We start from the raw sequence: 20,180 nt of genomic DNA, 5'->3' as shown, positions 1-20,180 counted from the left end.
TTCAGGGTTGAGCGCGGCTGGTGACAGCCGGCGGTGCGGAAGGGGGGGTGAGCTCCAGAGCAACATCGGCGGCGAAAATCCGGTTACTCACCGCGCGCAGGCTGAAGGCCTGATGTGTCTGGTCGATCCTGAACCTGACCGGTGCTTGTTCCGGGGCATTGGGCAGGGTCAATTGATGCTCGCCTTTCTTGAGTCGCAGGCGAGCGACCAGCGTCTTGTCCGGTAGCGTGCGCCAGCCTCGTGTGTCGGCGTCTTCGCGTTGAGTTTGCTGCAGGAGCGTTTCCTCGAATTTCTCGGGTTTGTGTTTTTTCAAATAGGCCAGGTACTCGACATTGGACCGGGCGCGGTGAAGCGTGCGCTGGATAATGCCCGGCATGTCGTCGCGCAAGGTGCGCCGCGACATGTCGCCATAACTGTTGAGCAAGGTCAGCTTGTGTTTTTTGCCGTCCACCATGACGAAGTCCACCGGTGGCGTAGATATATCGGGTACAAGGATCGGGAACGACATGTTGGTGATGTAGGTTTCACCCTCGACATCCACCGAAATCGGCACGCGCACCGAGTTGCGTGCAGGGGCCAGGCCGGTTTGCACGATCAGCAAGACATCGCTTTCGCCGGCCTTGAGCGGTGACTTGTCGAGATTGCGCAGTGCCTGCTCAAGCAGCGGTGTGTTGGGGCGCAACTCAATGGCTTTGCGATACCCCGGCGCGGCGAGGTCTTTTTCGTTCAGCGTTTCATAAACGAAACCTGCCAGGTAATGACTGAATGCACTTTGGTAGCTGTTTTTCAGGGCAATCACTTCAGGCGCATCTAGGGTCGCCACCGGGTAGCCCTGGAGATTCTGGTATTTCAAGGCCGCGCCTTGCTCCTGGGCCTGGTTCTCCAGTGCCAGGTATTGCAAGTCGCGCTTTTCGGCGATGGTTGCCTCGCGCTCGTGGGTTTTCTTGATCATCACCCGTGCGAGGTCGACGTTGGCACTGGACAGGCTCGTCAGGGCCATTTGCGTGGTCAGGGCGACCTTCTCGAAGTCGTAGCCATCGTACAAGCGTACTTTGTCATTGGCGCCGTAACTGTTGAACTCGGTGAAGGCTTTGAAGGGGCCGAACAGCGGCGAGTTTTCCCACCCCTCAATCAGCCGGTCGGCGTAATCCCAGCTGGCGTAACTCCCCGTCATATCGCCAGTGAGCCGCAGCAGTTCGCCCTTCTCGAAGTTATAGAGCAGGTCGCCCTGAGCATATGGATTGTTTCGATCGAGGACGGCAACGGCGGCATCGACCTGGCCCGCTTTGAAATAGCCGAGCGTCTCGCTCAACTCCGCGTTGTAGTCCCGCATGGTAGGGCAACCACTCAGTAGCAAGCATGCACCGAGCAAAAACAAGAAGCGCAGGCGGGTGGCCATTTGCTGTGTGTCTTCCTTGAAGATAAGCCGCCAAGAGGCGGCAAACTATAGAGGCGAATGATGGCACTTTGTTCCGCGCCCTCTGATCTCTTCTTGCAGACAAAGCTTGAGTGAAACTCATTGGGAGTGAACAATGTGTTACTTCGTATTTCCATTTGAGATTTATTCATGATTGCCTTCTCTCGTTTTCCGGCGTGGCTCATGCTGCCGGTGATCGCGTTTTGCAGCTTCAACGCGCTGGCCGAAACCACGGAAGGTGCGCCCAAGGCCCTGCATTTACTCGATTACATTGGCGCCGATTACCCGGCGACGGTCGAGGCGGGCAAAGTCATCGATCAGTCTGAATACCGCGAACAGCAGGAATTCCTAAAGGTGTTGCAAGGTTTGATCGCTGAATTGCCGGCCAAACCCGAACGCGCAGAACTGGAACAGGGCGTCAGCAGTCTTGGCGCTGCGATCTCCGCTCGCAAAGATGGCGCGGACGTCGCCCGTCAGGCGCGGCAGCTGGGGGCAAAACTGGCGGTGACTTATGAGGTCAGCCAGGCCCCGGTCATCACGCCGGATCCGACCCGCGGCGCGCCGCTGTATGCCCAGCAATGCTCGGTGTGCCATGGCGATGCGGGTGCTGGTGACGGCCCGGCAGGTGTCGGTATGACGCCACCGCCGGCCAATCTGCGCGATGCCGTGCGACTGGACCGTTTGAGCCTCTATGCGATCTACAACACGTTGGGCATGGGCGTTGAAGGCACCGACATGCCTGCCTTCGCCGACCAACTGGATGACCGTCAACGTTGGGACCTGGCGACCTATATCGCCAGCTTCAGCGCCGATCCGGCCGCGGCAAAATCCGAGAAAACCTACAACATCGCCGACCTGGCACGTCAGACGCCAGCCGAAGTGCAGGCGGCCGAAGGTTCGCAAGCGGCCGCGACCTTCCGTGCGCAACGGGCGCAACCGCCGCAGGTCAAGCGTGGCCCGGGGCAGTTGCTGGATTACACGGCGGCCACCTTGGACAAAAGCATCGCCGCCTACCGTGCCGGCGATCACGATCAGGCTTATGACCTGTCTGTGGCGGCGTATCTGGAAGGTTTCGAACTGGTCGAAAGCTCCCTCGACAACGTCGACGCCAACGTGCGCAAAGACACTGAAAAATCGCTGATGGCTTACCGTCAGTCGTTGCAGGATGGTTTGCCGGTGGCTCAGGCCCAGCAGCGTCTGGACACGGCCAAGGCCAAGCTCAAGGAATCCGCCGACCTGCTGGGCGGCGATGGTCTGAGCTGGACCTTGAGCTACATCTCCGGTTTGCTGATTTTGCTGCGTGAAGGCCTGGAAGCGATTCTGGTACTGGCGGCGATCCTGGCCTTTCTGCGCAACACCGGCCAGCAATCGGCCGTGCGCAGCGTCAACGTCGGCTGGGGCCTGGCGTTGCTGGCCGGCCTGGGGACCTGGGCGCTGGCGGCTTACGTGATCGATGTCAGCGGCTCGCAGCGCGAGTTGCTGGAAGGCGCGACGGCGCTGTTTGCCGCGGTCATGGTGCTCTGGCTCGGCGTGTGGATGCACGACCGTCGCCATGCGGCGGCGTGGCAGGATTACATCAAGAGCAGCCTGGTGGGCGGCGGCGGGCGTTTTGGCTTCGCGATCCTGGCGTTCTTCTCGGTGTATCGCGAGTTGTTCGAAGTGATTCTGTTCTACGAAACCCTGTGGCTACAGGCCGGGCCTGCGGGGCACAACGCGGTGTTGGCCGGCGGCGCGACGGCGCTGGTGCTGTTGGTGGGTCTGGCGTGGGTGATCCTGCGCGGTTCGGCGAAATTACCGCTGGCGTTGTTCTTCAGCATCAACGCCGGCCTGCTGTGCGCGTTGTCGGTGGTGTTCGCCGGGCATGGCGTGAAGGCGTTGCAGGAAGCCGGGATCTTCGGCACCCGGCCGGTGCCGTTCTTTGATTTTGACTGGCTGGGCATTCATGCGGATGCGTATTCGCTGAGCGCTCAGGCGGTGGCGATCATTGCGATCGTTGTGCTGTATAGCCGTAGTCGGATGGCGGAGAAACAGCGCGTGCCAGTCTCTTAACGGCATTCGCTGCGCTCATCATCGTCGGATCGCCGCCCGGACCAAGCCACGCTCCCACAGGATTGCGTATAACCTGTGGGAGCGTGGCTTGCCCGCGATTTTTTTGGAAGAGGAAAACATGATGCGAGTCTGGATCGACGCTGACGCCTGCCCTCGGGCGGCCAAGGATCTGGTGGTGAAATTCGCCCTCAAGCGCCAGTACGAAGTGGTGCTGGTGGCGGGGCAGCCGCAGATCAAGCCGGGGTTGGCGTTGGTGAAGTTGATCGTGGTGCCCAGTGGCCCGGACGCCGCCGATGATTATCTGGTGGAACACGCGGTGCCGGGTGAGCTGGTGATTTGCAGCGACGTGCCGCTGGCGGATCGCCTGGTGAAGAAGGGTGTGGCCGCGCTGGACCCGCGAGGCAAGGAGTTCGATGCGCAGAACATGGGCGACCGACTGGCGGTGCGTAACCTGTTCACCGACCTGCGTGAACAAGGGCAGATGGGCGGCGGGCCGGCACCGTTTGGTGATCGCGAGAAGCAGGCGTTTGCCAATGCGCTGGACCGGATACTTACCCGGCTGACCCGTAAACCTTGAGCGAATCACAAACCTGTGGCGAGGGAGCTTGCTCCCGCTGGGTCGCGAAGCGGCCCCCTTTTTCACCCAAAAAGCAGGGGACTGCTATGCAGTCCAGCGGGAGCAAGCTCCCTCGCCACAGAAAGCCTTTCACATGAATCGGGTCAGGCGTCGTTTTCGTGGGTCAGTTCGAGGACGCGGTCGACCATCTTGTTGATACCGGACGCTGCTTCGCTGATGGTCTGCGCCAGCATGTACGCCGGTGTGCTTACCAGTTTGCGCGCCCGGTCCTCGACGATTTCGGTCACGGCGCAATCAGTATGGGTCGCGCCCATTTTATTCATGGCTGCCGCGGTCTCGGCGTCGTTGCCGATGGTGCAGTTCACCCCCGGGCCATAGATCTTCGCCGCCAGCGCCGGCGAGATGCACATCAAGCCGACCGGTTTGCCCGCTTCAGCGAAGGCTTCGGTCAGCGCCAGGACATCCGGCTGCACCGTGCAACCCGCGCCTTCGACCGCAAAGTTCGACAGGTTCTTGGCCGAGCCAAATCCGCCAGGAACGATCAACGCATCAAAGTCGTCGACGTCGGCGTCGCGAATGTCCTTGATGTTGCCCCGGGCGATCCGCGCCGATTCCACCAGTACGTTGCGCGACTCGGGCATTTCCTCACCGGTCAGGTGATTGATCACATGCAATTGCGCAATGTTCGGGGCAAAGCACTGCACCTGAGCGCCACGCTGGTCCAGTCTCAGCAGGGTAATCACGCTTTCGTGGATCTCGGCGCCGTCGTACACGCCACAGCCGGAAAGGATCACTGCAATTTTTTTGCTCATGGGTTGTTCTCCAGATTCATGGCGTTAAATGTCCACTAATTTGTCGCTCGTTGCCATAGGGTAAATGGGCGGCTACACCTAGCATCTGTCTTCAAGATTCCGACCAGGGCGCGTCATGGACTTCATTCTGTATGCGGTGCCGTTTTTCATTGTGCTGATCGCTGTCGAACTGCTGGCCGATCGTTGGCGCGGGGTCAGTCATTATCGCGTCGCCGATGCGATCAACAGCATGAGCACCGGTGTGCTGTCGACCACCACGGGCCTGTTGACCAAGGGTGTCGGGCTGCTCACCTACGGGTTTGCCCTTGAGCATGTGGCGTTGTTCGAGCTGTCGGCCGATAGCGTCTGGGTCTGGGTGTTGGCCTTTGTCCTCTACGACTTCTGCTACTACTGGCTGCACCGCATGGGCCACGAACGCAATATCCTCTGGGCCGCGCATTCGGTGCATCACCAGAGCGAGGAGTACAACCTCTCCACGGCGTTGCGCCAGACCAGCACCGGCTTCCTGCTGGGCTGGATTTTCTACCTGCCGATGGCCGTGCTCGGCGTGCCGCTGCTGGTGTTCGTCAGTGTGGCGGCGCTGAATCTGCTGTATCAGTTCTGGGTCCACACCAGGCACATTCCCAAGCTTGGCTGGTTCGAGTGGTTCTTCGTGTCGCCGTCCAATCATCGGGCTCACCATGCGCAGAACGCTCTCTACATGGATCGTAACTACGGCGGAGTGTTCATTATTTGGGACCGCCTGTTTGGCTCGTTCCAGGAAGAGGACGACAACGAGCCGGTGATTTTCGGCGTGACCACGCCGTTGGCAAGCTGGAATCCGCTGTGGGCCAATGTGCAGTTCTATGTGCAACTGTGGAATGACGCGCGGCGGGCCGAGCGCACGTGGGACAAGCTGCGGATCTGGTTCATGCGCACCGGTTGGCGTCCGGCGGATGTGGCGGCCAGGTACCCCGTGACCAAGCCTGACTTGAAGCTGTTCCGCAAATTCGAGGTGCCGCTGGACGGCCGTCAGCAACTGTATGTGGCGTTACAGTTTTGCGCCTACATCGCGCTGGGCAGCTACTTGATGAATCTGGAACGCAGCCTGCCATCCGCCGCGTTGATGCTCGGCTGGAGTGCGGTGGCGCTGGGGTTGTTTACGTTGGGCGTGGCCCTGGAGAATCGCCCGTGGGCGTTGAAGCTGGAGCTGCTGCGATTGGCATCGAACGTGCCGCTGGTGTGTCTGGCGCCCTTGGCAGGGCTGTGGCCGGCCAGCGCAGTGGGCTGGATCGGCCTGCTCAGTTACAGCCTGCTGAGCGCTATCGGTCTCTACTGGTGCAGAAACCGTTTCACTCGTTTGGCGTCTTAGGCGCTTCGGCGTTTACCCGTGCGGCTTTCAGCGCTTGCTCGTCGGCGTAGATCTTCTTCGCCAGACGCGCATTCTTGAAGCGCCGACGCAGCCACAGGCCCAGGCCCAGTACCAGCAAGGCACCGAGCACCCACAGTTCGTACTTCTTGACGCTGCCGAGCATGCCTTCCAGCACGGCGCCAAAGTGGTAAGCCGCCGCCGCCAGGGCTGTCGCCCAGATCGCCGCACCAATGCCGTTGAGCAGTAGATAACGTCCCGGCGGATAGCCCGACAGGCCGATGGCCACCGGCATCACCGTGCGCAAGCCGTAGACAAAGCGGAAGCTCAGCACCCAGATGTCCGGGTGTTTGCGAATATGTTCCAGCGCCCGATCGCCCATCATCTGCCAGCGCGGCTTGCGCGCGAGCAATTTGCGCCCGTGCTTGCGCCCCAGGAAGTACCACAGCTGATCACCGGCATAACTGCCGAAAAACGCCACGACCACCACCAGGTTGATGTCCATGTATCCGCGGAACGCGAGGAAGCCGGCGAGCACAAGAATGGTTTCGCCTTCGAAGAACGTGCCGAGAAACAGGGCAAAGTAGCCGAAGTCATGCAGAAATTGTTGGAGCATTGTCTGGGTGCTGGCGAAATGAACGCGCAGCCTAACCCTTCGTGCACATTCATGAAAGTGTCCAAATGTGTCTCGACGTGAACATTTCCTACAACGACAATGGAATGCGGCTACCTGTCACAGGGGTGCACATAACTGTAATACGTTCGTCATAATGGCCGCTTATAACTGTCACGCTCGCCCGTAAGCGCGGGCTCAGGAGTCTGCCGTGAGCTTTACCCCCGCCAACCGACTGTTTCCCGCTACCCGCCTGCGCCGCAACCGTCGTGATGAATTCTCGCGTCGACTGGTCCGTGAAAACGTTCTGACCGTCGATGACCTGATCCTGCCGGTGTTCGTCCTGGACGGTGAAAACCGTCGCGAAGCGGTGGCCTCGATGCCGGGCGTCGAACGCCTGACCATCGACCTGTTGCTGGAAGAAGCGGCCAAATGGGTCGAGCTGGGGATTCCGGCGCTGGCGCTGTTTCCGGTCACGCCGCCGGAGCTCAAGACACTGGATGCCGCCGAAGCCTGGAACCCGAACGGTATCGCCCAACGCGCCACTCGCGCCTTGCGCGCACAGTTCCCGGAACTGGGCGTGATCACCGACGTCGCCCTTGACCCGTTTACCACCCACGGTCAGGACGGCATCATCGACGAAGAAGGCTACGTGCAGAACGACATTACCGTCGATGCACTGGTCCGGCAGGCCCTGTCCCACGCCGAAGCCGGCGCCCAAGTGGTGGCCCCCTCGGACATGATGGACGGTCGCATCCAGGCGATCCGCGAAGCCCTCGAGCTGGCGGATCACGTCAATGTGCGGATCATGGCTTACTCGGCGAAGTACGCCAGCGCCTATTACGGCCCGTTCCGCGATGCGGTGGGCTCGGCGCTGAACCTGGGCAAGGCCAACAAGGCCAGCTATCAGATGGACCCCGCCAACAGCAACGAAGCCCTGCACGAAGTGGCGGCGGACTTGTCAGAAGGCGCGGACATGGTCATGGTCAAGCCAGGCATGCCGTACCTGGACATCCTTTACCGGGTCAAAGAAGAATTCAAAGTGCCGACGTTTGTTTATCAAGTCAGCGGCGAATACGCCATGCACATGGCGGCGATCCAGAATGGCTGGTTGAGCGAAGGGGTGATTCTCGAATCACTGACCGCTTTTAAACGTGCAGGCGCCGATGGCATCCTGACTTACTTTGCCGTCCGTGCCGCTCAACTGTTACGAGAGCAGAAATAGCCCTCCCAGGAACATTTCATGAATACCGAAGGACTGACTGAAGTTGCCGTAAAAGAGGCTCAACCCCTGGTCGAGCAAATCGCCGAAACCCCGCCGGAGCTGGAGCCTGCTCCGCCCGCGGTGGTGGCCGAAACCGCTACCGCAGCCGCGGCGCCGGCGATTGCCATTCCCGGTCTGGATGACAGCAGCCTGTACATCCACCGCGAGCTCTCGCAACTGCAATTCAACATCCGCGTGCTGGAACAGGCGCTGGATGAGTCCTATCCCTTGCTGGAACGGCTGAAATTTCTGCTGATCTTCTCCAGCAACCTGGACGAGTTCTTCGAAATTCGCGTGGCCGGCCTGAAGAAGCAAATCACCTTCGCCCGTGAACAAGCCGGCGCCGATGGCCTGCAACCGCATCAGGCCCTGGCCCGCATCAGCGAACTGGTGCACGGTCACGTTGACCGCCAGTACGCGATCCTCAACGACATTCTGTTGCCGGAACTGGAAAAGCATCAGGTCCGCTTCATCCGCCGTCGTCACTGGACCACCAAGCTCAAGACCTGGGTTCGCCGCTATTTCCGCGACGAGATCGCGCCGATCATCACCCCGATCGGCCTCGACCCGACGCACCCGTTCCCGTTGCTGGTGAACAAGAGCCTGAACTTCATCGTCGAGCTCGAAGGCGTTGACGCCTTCGGTCGCGATTCCGGCCTGGCGATCATCCCGGCGCCGCGTTTGCTGCCGCGCGTGATCAAAGTGCCGGAAGAGGTCGGCGGCGCCGGCGACAACTATGTGTTCCTGTCGTCGATGATCCACGCCCACGCCGATGACCTGTTCCAGGGCATGAAGGTCAAGGGCTGCTATCAGTTCCGCCTGACCCGAAACGCCGACCTGGCGCTGGATTCTGAGGATGTGGAAGACCTGGCCCGCGCACTGCGCGGCGAGTTGTTCTCCCGTCGCTACGGTGACGCGGTGCGTCTGGAAGTGGCGGACACCTGCCCCAAACACCTGTCGGACTACCTGCTCAAGCAATTCAACCTGAGCGAGTCCGAGCTGTATCAGGTCAACGGCCCGGTGAACCTGACGCGTCTGTTCAGCATTACCGGCCTGGACAGCCAGCGCGAGCTGCAATACCTGCCGTTCACGCCGCAGATCCCGAAACTGCTGCAAAACAGCGAGAACATCTTCAGCGTGATCAGCAAGCAGGACATCCTGCTGCTGCACCCGTTCGAGTCGTTTACCCCGGTGGTCGACCTGCTGCGCCAGGCTGCCAAGGACCCGCACGTATTGGCCGTCCGCCAGACCCTGTACCGTTCGGGCGCCAACTCGGAAATCGTCGATGCGCTTGTGGATGCGGCGCGTAACGGCAAAGAGGTCACGGCAGTGATCGAATTGCGTGCGCGCTTCGACGAAGAGTCCAACCTGCAACTGGCCAGCCGTCTGCAAGCGGCGGGTGCGGTGGTGATTTACGGCGTGGTCGGCTTCAAGACCCACGCCAAGATGATGCTGATCCTGCGTCGCGAGGCGGGCGAAATCGTGCGTTACGCGCACCTGGGCACGGGCAACTATCACGCCGGCAACGCGCGCCTCTACACCGACTACAGCCTGCTGACCTCTGACGACGCCTTGTGCGAAGACGTCGGCAAGCTGTTCAGCCAATTGATCGGCATGGGTAAAACCCTGCGCATGAAGAAGCTGCTGCATGCGCCGTTCACGCTGAAGAAGGGCATGCTCGACATGATTGCCCGGGAGACTCAGTTTGCCCTCGACGGCAAACCGGCGCATATCATTGCCAAGTTCAACTCGCTGACCGATCCGAAGATCATCCGCGCGCTGTACAAGGCCAGCCAGTCGGGCGTGCGCATCGACCTCGTGGTACGCGGCATGTGCTGCCTGCGTCCGGGCATCGCCGGGGTTTCGCACAACATCCACGTGCGCTCGATCATCGGTCGCTTCCTGGAGCACACCCGGGTCTTCTACTTCCTCAATGGCGGCGACGAGCAGATGTTCCTCTCCAGTGCCGACTGGATGGAGCGCAACCTCGACAAGCGCGTCGAGACTTGCTTCCCGGTGGAAGGTCGCAAGCTGATTGTGCGGGTCAAGAAAGAGCTGGAGCTGTACCTCACCGACAACACCCACAGCTGGAGCCTGCAGTCGGACGGTCGCTACATCCGCAACACGCCAACCGGCAACCAGAACCCGCGCAGTGCGCAGGCAACGCTGCTGGAGCGTTTGGGCAGTCCGATCCTGACGGTGCGTTAACGCACAAAACCTGTGGGAGCGAGCTTTTGTGGCGAGGGGGCTTGTCGGAACGCCGCATCGCACCGTTCGGCTGCGTAGCAGTCGTAAAGATCGGGGCCGCTTCGCGACCCAACGGGGCGATGCGGCGTTCCGACAAGCCCCCTCGCCACAGGCTCGCTCCCACAGGGGCTGGGTCGCTTGCTGAATCGCGGGCACAAAAAAGGGCGACCCATTGGATCGCCCTTTTTACGTTTAGCGGGTCTTAGCGGGCGTTCAGGACAATGTCGACGCGGGTGAGCCATTCGGCTTCGATGGCGAAGTCGGCCTGGGTCAGTTGGTTGTCGTCCAGCCATTGGTCCGGGAACACCACTTCCAGGCTGTTGCCATTGGCGCGCAGTTCCACTTGAGGCATTTGCTGGGTGCCGCGGATGTGATGGAACAGGATCGCAAAGCGCAGCAGCACGCACAGGCGGATCAGCTTGATGCCGTCATCGCCGAACTCGGCGAATTTGTCCTTGGGAATGTTGCGTCGGTGACCACGCACCAGCAGCGCGAGCATTTGCTGGTCCTCGCGGGAGAACCCGGCCAGGTCCGAGTGCTCGATCAGATAGGCGCCATGCTTGTGGTACTGATAGTGAGCGATGTCCAGGCCCACTTCGTGGACCTTGGCGGCCCAGCCGAGCAGTTCGCGCCACACGCCGTCATCCAGGTCCCAATCCTTGGCCACTTGATCGAAAGCGTGCAACGCCTTGCGCTCGACCCGCACCGCTTGTTCCTGATCGACGTGATAACGCTCCATCAGCGAGCTGAGTGTGCGCTCACGGACGTCTTCGTGGTGATGACGGCCCAGCAGGTCATAGAGCACGCCTTCACGCAGGGCGCCTTCGCAGTGGTCCATGCGCTGGAGTTCGAGGGCATCGAAAATCGCCTCGAGAATCGCCAGGCCTGCCGGGAAAATCGCCCGGCGGTCGGGCTTGATGCCGTCGAAGTCGATTTTCTCGACGTCGCCGAGCTTGATCAGTTTGCGCTTGAGCCAGGCCAGGCCTTCGGCATTCACCTCGCCCGTGCCGTGACCGCCGGCCTTCAGCGCCAGGCCGATGGCACGGATGGTGCCCGAGGAGCCGATGGCTTCATCCCAGGTCAGGCGGTGCAGGGCATGCTCGATGCTCATGATCTCCAGCCGCGCCGCGGTGTACGCCTGGGCGTAACGGGCCGGGGTGATCTTGCCGTCCTTGAAATAGCGCTGGGTGTAGCTGACGCAGCCCATTTGCAGGCTTTCGCGCAGCAGCGGCTCGAAGCGCTGGCCGATGATGAATTCGGTACTGCCGCCGCCGATGTCGGCCACCAGGCGCTTGCCCGGGGTGTCAGCGAGGGTGTGGGACACGCCGAGGTAGATCAGGCGCGCTTCTTCACGGCCGGAGATGACTTCCACCGGGTGGCCGAGGATGTCTTCGGCGCGGCGGATGAATTCGACGCGGTTACGGGCTTCACGCAGGGCGTTGGTGCCGACGATCCGCACGGCGCCCGTGGGCATGCCGTTGATCAGTTGGGCAAACCGCTTGAGGCAGTCGAGCCCGCGCTGCATGGATTCTTCGTTGAGATGGCGCTCTTCGTCGATGCCGGCGGCCAGCTGAACCTTCTCCCCGAGACGCTCGAGAATACGGATTTCGCCGTTCTGGGCCTTGGCCACGACCATGTGAAAGCTGTTGGAGCCCAGGTCGATTGCGGCGATCAGGGACAGATTCTTGGCTTGGGATTGCGGCATGGTCAGGGGGTCTCGGTCGATAACCTCGACATCGTGCCACGATCAAAGGCTGGCGCCAACGCGCAGTGTTCAAAGCGTTGATCCAGCACAACCCTGTGGTGAGGGGGCTTGCCCCCGTTCGGCTGCGCAGCAGTCGTAAATCCTGCATACGCGGTCTATGTGGAATAGATGTGAAGGGTTTTGGGGCTACTTCGTAGCCCAACGGGGGCAAGCCCCCTCGCCACAGGGGATTAGCCGGCGTTATCGACGGTGCCAATGAAATTCGCCAGCTCCGCCGTCTGCGGATTGGCAAACAGCACTTTCGGATCCCCCACCTCATGCACCTTGCCCTGATGCATGAACACCAACTTGTCCCCAACTTCCCGGGCAAAGCGCATTTCGTGGGTGACCATGATCAGCGTCATCCCGTCCCTGGCCAGTTGCCGAACCACACTCAGCACTTCATTGACCAGCTCGGGGTCCAGCGCCGAGGTAATTTCATCGCACAGCAACACCTTGGGCGACATTGCCAGCGCGCGGGCAATGGCCACCCGCTGTTGCTGCCCGCCGGACAGCCGGTCAGGGAAGGCGTCAAACTTCTCGCCCAGCCCGACACGTTCCAGCATCTGCCGCGCCAGCTCGGCCGCTTTGGTTTTCGGTACTTTCTGCACCACCTGTGGCGCGAGCATGACGTTCTCGCCCACGGTCAGGTGCGGGAACAGGTTGAACTGCTGGAACACCATGCCGACTTTCTGCCGCAGGCTGCGCAAGTCCGCACGGGCGGCGTCGAGGTATTCACCGTCGACTTCGATCACGCCGTCGTTGATCGACTCCAGGCCGTTCAAGGTGCGCAACAACGTGGATTTGCCCGAGCCGCTGCGGCCGATGATCGCCACCACCTGGCCTTCCTCGACGCTCAGGTCGATGCCTTTGAGCACATGGTGATCGCCATAATATTTATGCAGGGCGGAAATTCTAAGCAGAGGCATGCAGTCTCCTTTCCAGGTAGCGCGCGCTGAGGGACAAGGGGTAGCAGAGCAGGAAGTAACCGAGGGCAACCAGGCCATACACCATGAAGGGTTCGAAGGTGGCGTTGGCGAGCATGCCGCCGGTCTTGGTCAGTTCGGTGAAACCGATGATGGAGGTCACGGCGGTGCCTTTGACCACTTGCACCGAAAACCCCACGGTCGGCGCCACGGCGATCCGCAGCGCTTGCGGCAGGATCACGTAACGCAGTTGCTCCAGTGGATTGAGCGCCAGGCTTGATGAAGCTTCCCACTGGCCGTTGGGGATCGAGTCGACGCAACCGCGCCAGATCTCCGCCAGATACGCGCTGGTGAACAGCGTCAGGGCCAGCGCTGCCGCCATCCATGGCGAAATGTCCACGCCGGCCAAGGCAACGCCGAAGAACACCAGAAACAGCTGCATCAACAGCGGCGTGCCCTGGAAGAGTTCGATGTAGGTGCGGGCGACGTTACGCGGCAGGGATTTTTTCGAAATGCGCATGACCATGATCAGCAAGCCGATCAAGCCGCCGCCGATAAATGCCACCAGCGACAGCGCCAGGGTCCATTGCAGGCCTGTGAGCAAGTTGCGCACGACGTCCCAAAAGGTGAAATCGCTCATTGGCTGCTCCTGGCGATGTACCGGCGCCCGATCCAGTTCAGCAACTGGCGGATCAGCAGCGCCATGCACAGGTAGAGCAGGGTGGTCAGGGCATAGGTTTCAAAGGCGCGGAAGTTGCGCGATTGAATGAAGTTGGCGGCGAAACTCAACTCTTCGGTCGCGATCTGCGAGCAGACGGCCGAACCCAGCATGACGATGATGATCTGGCTGCTCAGCGCCGGCCAGACTTTGCCCAGGGCGGGCAGCAAGACCACGTGGCGGAACGCTTCGAAGCGGTTCATCGCCAAGGCGGCTGCGGCTTCAAGCTGCCCCCGGGGGATCGCCTGGATGCCGGCACGGATGATCTCGGTGGAATAGGCGCCCAGGTTGATCACCATCGCCAGCACGGCGGCCTGCCACTCTGAAATCTGCACACCCAGGGAGGGCAGTCCGAAAAAGATGAAGAACAACTGCACCAGGAACGGGGTGTTGCGGATCAGTTCGACGTAAACCCCGAAAATCGTCGAGAACGGGCGGATGTTCCACGCCCGTACCAACGCCCCGACGATGCCCACACTGACGCCGAGCACAGCGCCAATGGCCGTCAATTCAAGGGTGAACAGCGCACCGCGCAATAACAGGTCGGTGTTTTGCACCACCGGCAGAAAGTCGAACTGATAAGCCATGCTCAGTCTCCTTGGCAAAAATCAGAGATCGGCCGGCAACGGTTCTTTCAGCCAGGTCCGGGAATTTTTCTCCAGTGCGCCATCCGTCTTGGCGGTGGCGAGGATCTGATTGACCTTGCCCAACAGCGCCGGCTCGTTCTTGTTCACGCCCACGTAGACCGGCGAATCCTTGAGCTTCACTTTCAATGCGGGCACACGTTTCGGGCTTTTCTCGCTGATCGCCACCATCACCACGTTGCCGCTGGCGATCAGGTCAACCTGGCCGGCGAGGTAGGCGGCGATGGTCGAGTTGTTGTCTTCGAAGCGCTTGATGGTCACGCCTTCGGGGGCCACCTTGGTCAGTTCGATGTCTTCGATGGCGCCACGGGTGACGCTGACGGTTTTACCCTTGAGATCGTCCAGGCTTTTGATGTCGGCGTCTGGCGGGCCGAACACGGCGAGGTAGAACGGCGCGTAGGCGCTGGAGAAGTCGATGACTTTCTCGCGCTCGGGGTTCTTGCCGAGGCTGGAGATCACCAGGTCCACCTTGCCGGTGGTCAGGAACGGGATTCGGTTAGTGCTGTTGACCGGGGTCAGTTCGAGTTTGACCTTGAGCTGATCGGCCAGCAGTTTTGCGGTATCGATGTCCAGGCCGCGCGGCTTCATGTCCGGGCCGACTGAGCCGAATGGCGGGAAGTCCTGTGGCACGGCGACTTTGAGAACGCCGCGTTTGACCACATCCTCCAGACCGTCGGCGTGGGCGGGCGCCTGGCTCAGCATCAGGCTGGCAAACAGGGCGGCAAGGAGGGCGCTGTAACGCTGGGTCATGGCAAATCTCCGGATCGGCGAAAAGTGAATGTTGCGGATCGACAGAGCACGGGCCATGCCAAGAGTCGGTTTCAGGGGGCGCAGGCCACGGGTTTACTGGCGCCGATCGGTCTTACTGGTCTGAACAGTCAGTTCGTGTTTCGCACCCCGATAGCGCATCGCCGGAAACGACCGAACCCCCATGGGGCACGACTTGCCGGGCGTTGCGATTAGCTTTACAACTGAGCACTCATTGGCCTGGCTTGTTTGAAAAACCATGAATTCGATCTCCCGCGCCGTTCCTGAAGTGGCCCTGCAGGCCATCCGCAAACTGATCACCGAACAAGGCTTCGGGCCAGGCGATGCCTTGCCCTCGCAACGGGACCTGGCGGTGCAGTTGGGGGTCAGTCGAGCATCATTGCGTGAGGCGTTGTCGTCGCTGAGTGCGCTGGGCGTGATCAGTATCCAGCCAGGCAAGGGCGTGTTCGTGCAGGCGCCGTTGGACCTGTCGCGTGACGAGGCGGCGGTGATCTGGCCGTTCGCTGCCCAGGCCTCGCCGCTGGATATCTTCCAGTTGCGTTATGCCCTGGAGGGTTTCGCCGCCGGTTTGGCGGCAATCACCTTGAGCACTCAAGAGCTGGATGCGCTGGAAGACAATGTCGCGGCCATGCGCCAGGAATTGAAGGCCGGCGACTTCGAGGCGGCGGCGCGGCTGGATTTCGAGTTCCACCGGCGCATCCTGCTGGCCAGCGGCAATCAGGCGATGCTAAGCATCCTGACCGCCAGCGCCGAGATCTTTCTGGAGAGCCAGAAGTTACCGTTCATCCGGGCTGAGCGAGCCATGGAAACCTGGCAAGAGCACCGCAAAATCCTCCGCGCGCTGACTCGACGGGCCTCTGGCGCGGCGCAGAAGGCGATGCATGAACATGTACGAAACGCGGCGCTGCGTACAGGGATTGCCTTCGTCGCCCCCACCACCTCGTGACTTGAGCTATACCCAAACTCATGGACCACCATAGCGAGACTCAATCATCTGCACCTTCCTGAACGAGGGAAGGGCGGCTATGATGGGCCACGTTTTTTTGCTTACAACCTGGAGACTTCCATGAGCAGCGATCTTATCAAACACGTTAGCGACGCTAGCTTCGAGGCCGACGTACTCAAGGCCGAAGGCGCTGTACTGGTCGACTACTGGGCTGAATGGTGTGGCCCATGCAAAATGATCGCTCCTGTTCTGGACGAGATTGCTGAAACCTACAAAGGCAAGCTGACCGTTGCCAAGCTGAACATCGACGAAAACCAGGAAACCCCGGCCAAGCATGGCGTGCGTGGTATCCCGACCCTGATGCTGTTCAAGAACGGCAACGTTGAAGCAACCAAGGTCGGCGCACTGTCCAAGTCGCAACTGGCTGCCTTCCTCGACGCCAACATCTAAGCGTCGATCAAAGCGTGATCAAAAAGGCCCCGCACATTGCGGGGCCTTTTCGTTATTCAGGGCTAGACGCTCCGAAACTCAGGTGGTACATTCGGCCCCGCACTGGTTTCTCCATTGCCCCCTGCTAGCCGTCGCCGACGCACTCCTTTTCGAATAAGTACGCGATCCTGTCGCCTTCTCTGCGGCGCGGCCTCATTAAGCCAAAAGCTTAATTTCCCCCCTCCATAAATGATTACGTCATTCCTATATGAATCTGACTGAACTCAAGCAAAAGCCGATTACCGAACTGCTCGAATTGGCCGAACAGATGGGCATAGAAAATATGGCCCGTTCGCGCAAGCAGGACGTGATTTTCTCCCTGCTCAAAAAGCACGCTAAAAGCGGCGAGGAAATCTCCGGTGATGGCGTGCTGGAGATTCTCCAGGACGGCTTCGGCTTCCTGCGCTCCGCTGACGCTTCCTATCTCGCCGGCCCGGACGATATCTACGTCTCGCCGAGCCAGATCCGCCGTTTCAACTTGCGCACCGGTGACACCATCGTTGGCAAGATCCGCCCTCCAAAGGAAGGCGAGCGTTATTTCGCGCTGCTCAAGGTCGACACGATCAACTACGATCGTCCCGAGAACGCGAAAAACAAGATTCTCTTCGAGAACCTGACCCCGCTGTTCCCGACTGTGCGCATGAAGATGGAAGCCGGTAACGGTTCCACCGAAGACTTGACCGGTCGTGTCATCGACCTGTGCGCCCCGATCGGCAAAGGCCAGCGCGGTCTGATCGTTGCACCGCCGAAAGCCGGTAAAACCATCATGCTGCAGAACATCGCAGCGAACATCGCCCGTAACAATCCTGAAGTTCATCTGATCGTGCTGCTGATCGACGAACGTCCGGAAGAAGTAACCGAAATGCAGCGCACCGTGCGCGGCGAAGTGGTTGCCTCGACGTTCGATGAGCCGCCAACCCGCCACGTGCAGGTTGCCGAAATGGTGATCGAGAAGGCCAAGCGCCTGGTCGAACACAAGAAAGACGTGGTGATCCTGCTCGACTCCATCACTCGTCTGGCTCGCGCCTACAACACCGTGATCCCGAGCTCCGGCAAAGTGCTCACCGGGGGTGTCGATGCCCACGCCCTGGAGAAACCGAAACGTTTCTTCGGCGCCGCGCGGAACATCGAAGAAGGCGGTTCGCTGACCATCATCGCCACCGCGCTGGTTGAAACCGGCTCGAAGATGGACGAAGTGATCTACGAAGAATTCAAAGGCACCGGCAACATGGAACTGCCTCTGGATCGCCGCATCGCTGAAAAACGCGTCTTCCCGGCCATCAACATCAACCGTTCCGGCACCCGCCGCGAAGAGTTGCTGACCGCCGACGACGAGTTGCAGCGCATGTGGATCCTGCGCAAGCTGCTGCACCCGATGGACGAAATCGCTGCCATCGAGTTCCTGGTCGACAAGCTTAAAACGACCAAGACCAACGACGAGTTCTTCTTGTCGATGAAGCGTAAGTAAGACGGTTTTTCAGCCGCTGAAAATGGCGTCCTTCGGGGCGCCATTTTTTTTGCAGAAAAAGGGAAGGTTTGCGGCTGGGATTGGTCTGTACAGAATCGAAAGGGTCGACGCGCCCAAAACTTAAATCTGACTGGCATTTTTTGTTTATGAGCACGCTTGCTTATCGAAGGGATATCGACGGCTTACGCGCAATCGCGGTGATTGCGGTGGTGTTGTTCCATTTTGGTGTTCCCGGCTTCACCGGCGGCTTCGTCGGCGTTGATATCTTCTTCGTGATTTCCGGCTACCTGATCACCTCGATCATCTGGAATCAGCGCCAGGCCGGGCGCTTCAGCTTTGTGGATTTCTGGGCGCGTCGTGCACGGCGGATCTTGCCGGCGCTGTTCGTGATGATTCTCGCAGTGCTGGCGGTGGGCTGGTTTCTGATGGCGCCCAAGGATTACGAGGAACTGGGCCGCTCGGTGCGCTACCAGGTGATGTTCGTTTCCAACATCCTGTTTATGCGTCAGGACGGCTATTTTGATGCCGCTTCCGATCTCAAGCCGTTGTTGCACACGTGGTCGCTGGCAGTTGAAGAGCAGTTCTATATTGTCTTCCCGCTGTTACTGACGGTGCTGTCGAGTCGCCTCAAGCATTGGCGGCTGGCGTTGTTTGGAGTGTTGCTGGTGTCATTCGGGCTCAGCGTCTGGGCCGTGGCGCATCATCCCGAGAAAGCCTTTTTCCTGTTGCCGATGCGCGCCTGGGAGTTGTTGGCCGGCGCCATGCTGGCGGTTGCGCCGAGAACCGGTTGGCGTCTGACCTCTACGGGGGCGCAAGTGGTGAGCCTGGCCGGCTCCGCTCTGATCCTGCTGGCCGTGTTCTGTTATGACAAAAGCACGCCATTCCCTGGTGCAGCCGCATTGCTGCCGACTCTCGGCGTAGTTGCGTTGATCTGGGCCAATGGCCATCGGCAAACCCTCGTCGGTGGCTTGCTCGCCAGTCGTGTACTGGTCGGGCTCGGGCTGATTTCCTATTCCTGGTACCTGTGGCACTGGCCGGTGTTTGTCTTTGCCAGCTATGCCAGCGTCGACGAGCCAGGCCCGTTTGATATTTCGGGGTTGATTCTGCTCAGTCTGGTGTTGGGTTATCTGTCGTGGCGATTCGTCGAAACGCCATTCCGCGAGCGGCGGTTGTTGGCGGGGCGTCGGCAGATTCTGCTCGCGGCGGCTTGTGGTGTGCTGGTGCTGGGGCTGGCCGGCCAGACGTTGCGCTGGACTGATGGTTTGCCTGCGCGCCTGCCTGAGCAGGCCTTGCAGTACGCCAAAGGGAAAGAGTGGCGCCCGGAACTGATGCGCTGCCTGGCCAACGACAAAACCCCTGACGACAAGCTCTTTTGTCATTACGGGACGCCCACACCTACCGCATCAAAGGCGTTGGTCTGGGGCGACAGTCATGCCACGGCGTTGATTCCGGTATTTGACGACGGCGCGCAAAAACACGGTGTCAGCGTGATACTCGCCAGCTCCCCGGGCTGCATTCCGATTGCAGGGCTGGAACACCATTCGCAGTGTGCCCGCTTCAACCACCGGGTCGAGCAGGCCATGAAGTCGCAATCGGTGGGCGATGTGGTGCTGGTCGCACGCTGGAGCCTGTACCTCTATGGCGATGTGAAAGGAGATCTCGGGTATGTGCTGCGCGACTCCCATGGCCGTTATGACCGGGCGATCGCCGAGCAGCGCCTGGCTGAAGGGTTACAGGCAACGATCCGGCAACTACGCAATGAAGGGCATCGCGTCTGGCTGGTCAAAGAGGCGCCGCTGCAACAGTTCAGCCCGCCATACCGTCTCAGCCGCTTGGCCATGTTGCATCGTCCGACCGATGACGTCGGGTTGCCGGTGACCGAACACTTCAAGCGTCAGGCCTTCATCAGCCAGTTGTTCGCGCAAACAGCGGCCGCCAATCCCGGCGTGACCGTGGTCGACCCGGCGCCGCTGCTGTGCGATGACGAAGGTCTTTGCCGCGCCGAACTCGATGGTCATTCGCTGTACACCGACGACAATCACCTGTCCGAGGTCGGTGCGCGGTTCATTGCGCCGGCACTTGAGCCGTTATTCAGGCACCTGCAAGCCCGGTCAACACTCGGCAATGGCAACCCGAATGCGGCCAGGTAA

General features: G+C 60.5%; 17 protein-coding genes. 9 read left to right on the top strand and 8 right to left on the bottom strand.

Annotated features, from left to right (window positions below):
• Position 1: 1 nt before the first annotated feature.
• On the bottom strand, positions 2 to 1,399 hold the full coding sequence (locus tag BK660_RS20605; protein ID WP_123434851.1) for a COG3014 family protein: 1,398 nt from the start codon (positions 1,397 to 1,399) through the stop codon (positions 2 to 4).
• 168 nt (positions 1,400 to 1,567) lie between these two features.
• Here BK660_RS20605 and BK660_RS20600 point away from each other — a divergent pair, with 168 nt between their 5' ends.
• On the top strand, positions 1,568 to 3,466 hold the full coding sequence (locus tag BK660_RS20600; protein WP_123434850.1) for an FTR1 family protein: 1,899 nt from the start codon (positions 1,568 to 1,570) through the stop codon (positions 3,464 to 3,466).
• A 121-nt stretch (positions 3,467 to 3,587) separates the two neighbouring features.
• Positions 3,588 to 4,043 carry a YaiI/YqxD family protein gene (locus tag BK660_RS20595; protein WP_123434916.1) on the top strand — a complete coding sequence of 152 codons (456 nt, stop codon included), beginning with the start codon at positions 3,588 to 3,590 and terminating at the stop codon, positions 4,041 to 4,043.
• Between the two features lie 143 nt (positions 4,044 to 4,186).
• On the opposite strand, the gene elbB is transcribed toward BK660_RS20595, so the two are convergent.
• A complete protein-coding gene (gene elbB / locus BK660_RS20590) occupies positions 4,187 to 4,855 on the bottom strand; it encodes an isoprenoid biosynthesis glyoxalase ElbB (protein WP_123434849.1) in 669 nt (222 codons plus the stop codon).
• A gap of 115 nt (positions 4,856 to 4,970) precedes the next feature.
• On the opposite strand from elbB, the gene BK660_RS20585 reads away from it, so the two are divergent.
• Complete coding sequence (locus tag BK660_RS20585; protein WP_123434848.1) at positions 4,971 to 6,206, top strand: sterol desaturase family protein; 1,236 nt, start codon at positions 4,971 to 4,973, stop codon at positions 6,204 to 6,206.
• On the opposite strand, the gene BK660_RS20580 is transcribed toward BK660_RS20585, so the two are convergent.
• Complete coding sequence (locus tag BK660_RS20580) at positions 6,187 to 6,819, bottom strand: DedA family protein (protein ID WP_123434847.1); 633 nt, start codon at positions 6,817 to 6,819, stop codon at positions 6,187 to 6,189. The two genes, BK660_RS20585 and BK660_RS20580, sit on opposite strands and share 20 nt — an antisense overlap.
• A gap of 208 nt (positions 6,820 to 7,027) precedes the next feature.
• Here BK660_RS20580 and hemB point away from each other — a divergent pair, with 208 nt between their 5' ends.
• Both hemB and ppk1 read left to right on the top strand, forming a co-directional pair.
• The gene (gene hemB, locus BK660_RS20575; RefSeq protein ID WP_123434846.1) at positions 7,028 to 8,041 is read left to right on the top strand and encodes a porphobilinogen synthase; all 1,014 of its coding nucleotides are present in this window, start codon (positions 7,028 to 7,030) and stop codon (positions 8,039 to 8,041) included.
• 18 nt (positions 8,042 to 8,059) lie between these two features.
• Positions 8,060 to 10,288: a polyphosphate kinase 1 gene (gene ppk1 / locus BK660_RS20570; RefSeq protein ID WP_123434845.1), complete on the top strand. Its 2,229-nt coding sequence runs from the start codon at positions 8,060 to 8,062 to the stop codon at positions 10,286 to 10,288.
• Positions 10,289 to 10,529: 241 nt separating this feature from the next.
• On the opposite strand, the gene ppx is transcribed toward ppk1, so the two are convergent.
• The 5 genes from ppx to BK660_RS20545 all read right to left on the bottom strand — a co-directional run bounded on the left by ppx (position 10,530) and on the right by BK660_RS20545 (position 15,109).
• On the bottom strand, positions 10,530 to 12,032 hold the full coding sequence (gene ppx, locus BK660_RS20565; RefSeq protein WP_123434844.1) for an exopolyphosphatase: 1,503 nt from the start codon (positions 12,030 to 12,032) through the stop codon (positions 10,530 to 10,532).
• A 230-nt stretch (positions 12,033 to 12,262) separates the two neighbouring features.
• The gene (locus tag BK660_RS20560) at positions 12,263 to 13,000 is read right to left on the bottom strand and encodes an amino acid ABC transporter ATP-binding protein (RefSeq protein WP_123434843.1); all 738 of its coding nucleotides are present in this window, start codon (positions 12,998 to 13,000) and stop codon (positions 12,263 to 12,265) included.
• On the bottom strand, positions 12,987 to 13,637 hold the full coding sequence (locus BK660_RS20555; RefSeq protein WP_123434842.1) for an amino acid ABC transporter permease: 651 nt from the start codon (positions 13,635 to 13,637) through the stop codon (positions 12,987 to 12,989). Before BK660_RS20555 ends, BK660_RS20560 begins: the two co-directional genes overlap by 14 nt.
• Positions 13,634 to 14,302 (bottom strand): amino acid ABC transporter permease, encoded by a 669-nt coding sequence (locus BK660_RS20550; RefSeq protein ID WP_123434841.1) that lies wholly within the window; start codon positions 14,300 to 14,302, stop codon positions 13,634 to 13,636. The genes BK660_RS20555 and BK660_RS20550 overlap by 4 nt, the downstream gene beginning before the upstream one ends.
• Before the next feature lie 21 nt (positions 14,303 to 14,323).
• On the bottom strand, positions 14,324 to 15,109 hold the full coding sequence (locus tag BK660_RS20545) for a transporter substrate-binding domain-containing protein (protein ID WP_123434840.1): 786 nt from the start codon (positions 15,107 to 15,109) through the stop codon (positions 14,324 to 14,326).
• A gap of 256 nt (positions 15,110 to 15,365) precedes the next feature.
• Between BK660_RS20545 and BK660_RS20535 the strand changes: the two genes are divergently transcribed.
• The 4 genes from BK660_RS20535 to BK660_RS20520 all read left to right on the top strand — a co-directional run bounded on the left by BK660_RS20535 (position 15,366) and on the right by BK660_RS20520 (position 20,180).
• Positions 15,366 to 16,073, top strand: coding sequence for a FadR/GntR family transcriptional regulator (locus BK660_RS20535; protein WP_123434838.1), 708 nt, complete (start codon positions 15,366 to 15,368; stop codon positions 16,071 to 16,073).
• A 120-nt stretch (positions 16,074 to 16,193) separates the two neighbouring features.
• On the top strand, positions 16,194 to 16,523 hold the full coding sequence (gene trxA, locus BK660_RS20530) for a thioredoxin TrxA (RefSeq protein WP_003206727.1): 330 nt from the start codon (positions 16,194 to 16,196) through the stop codon (positions 16,521 to 16,523).
• Positions 16,524 to 16,770: 247 nt separating this feature from the next.
• A complete protein-coding gene (rho, locus tag BK660_RS20525; RefSeq protein ID WP_007942421.1) occupies positions 16,771 to 18,030 on the top strand; it encodes a transcription termination factor Rho in 1,260 nt (419 codons plus the stop codon).
• A gap of 146 nt (positions 18,031 to 18,176) precedes the next feature.
• Positions 18,177 to 20,180 (top strand): acyltransferase family protein, encoded by a 2,004-nt coding sequence (locus BK660_RS20520; protein WP_123434837.1) that lies wholly within the window; start codon positions 18,177 to 18,179, stop codon positions 20,178 to 20,180.

The organism is Pseudomonas brassicacearum (genome assembly GCF_003732265.1).
In the GTDB taxonomy this organism is placed as follows: Bacteria; Pseudomonadota; Gammaproteobacteria; order Pseudomonadales; family Pseudomonadaceae; genus Aquipseudomonas; species Aquipseudomonas brassicacearum_D.
Note: the sequence above shows the minus strand (reverse complement) of the source record. Positions and strands in the feature narration are given on the sequence as shown.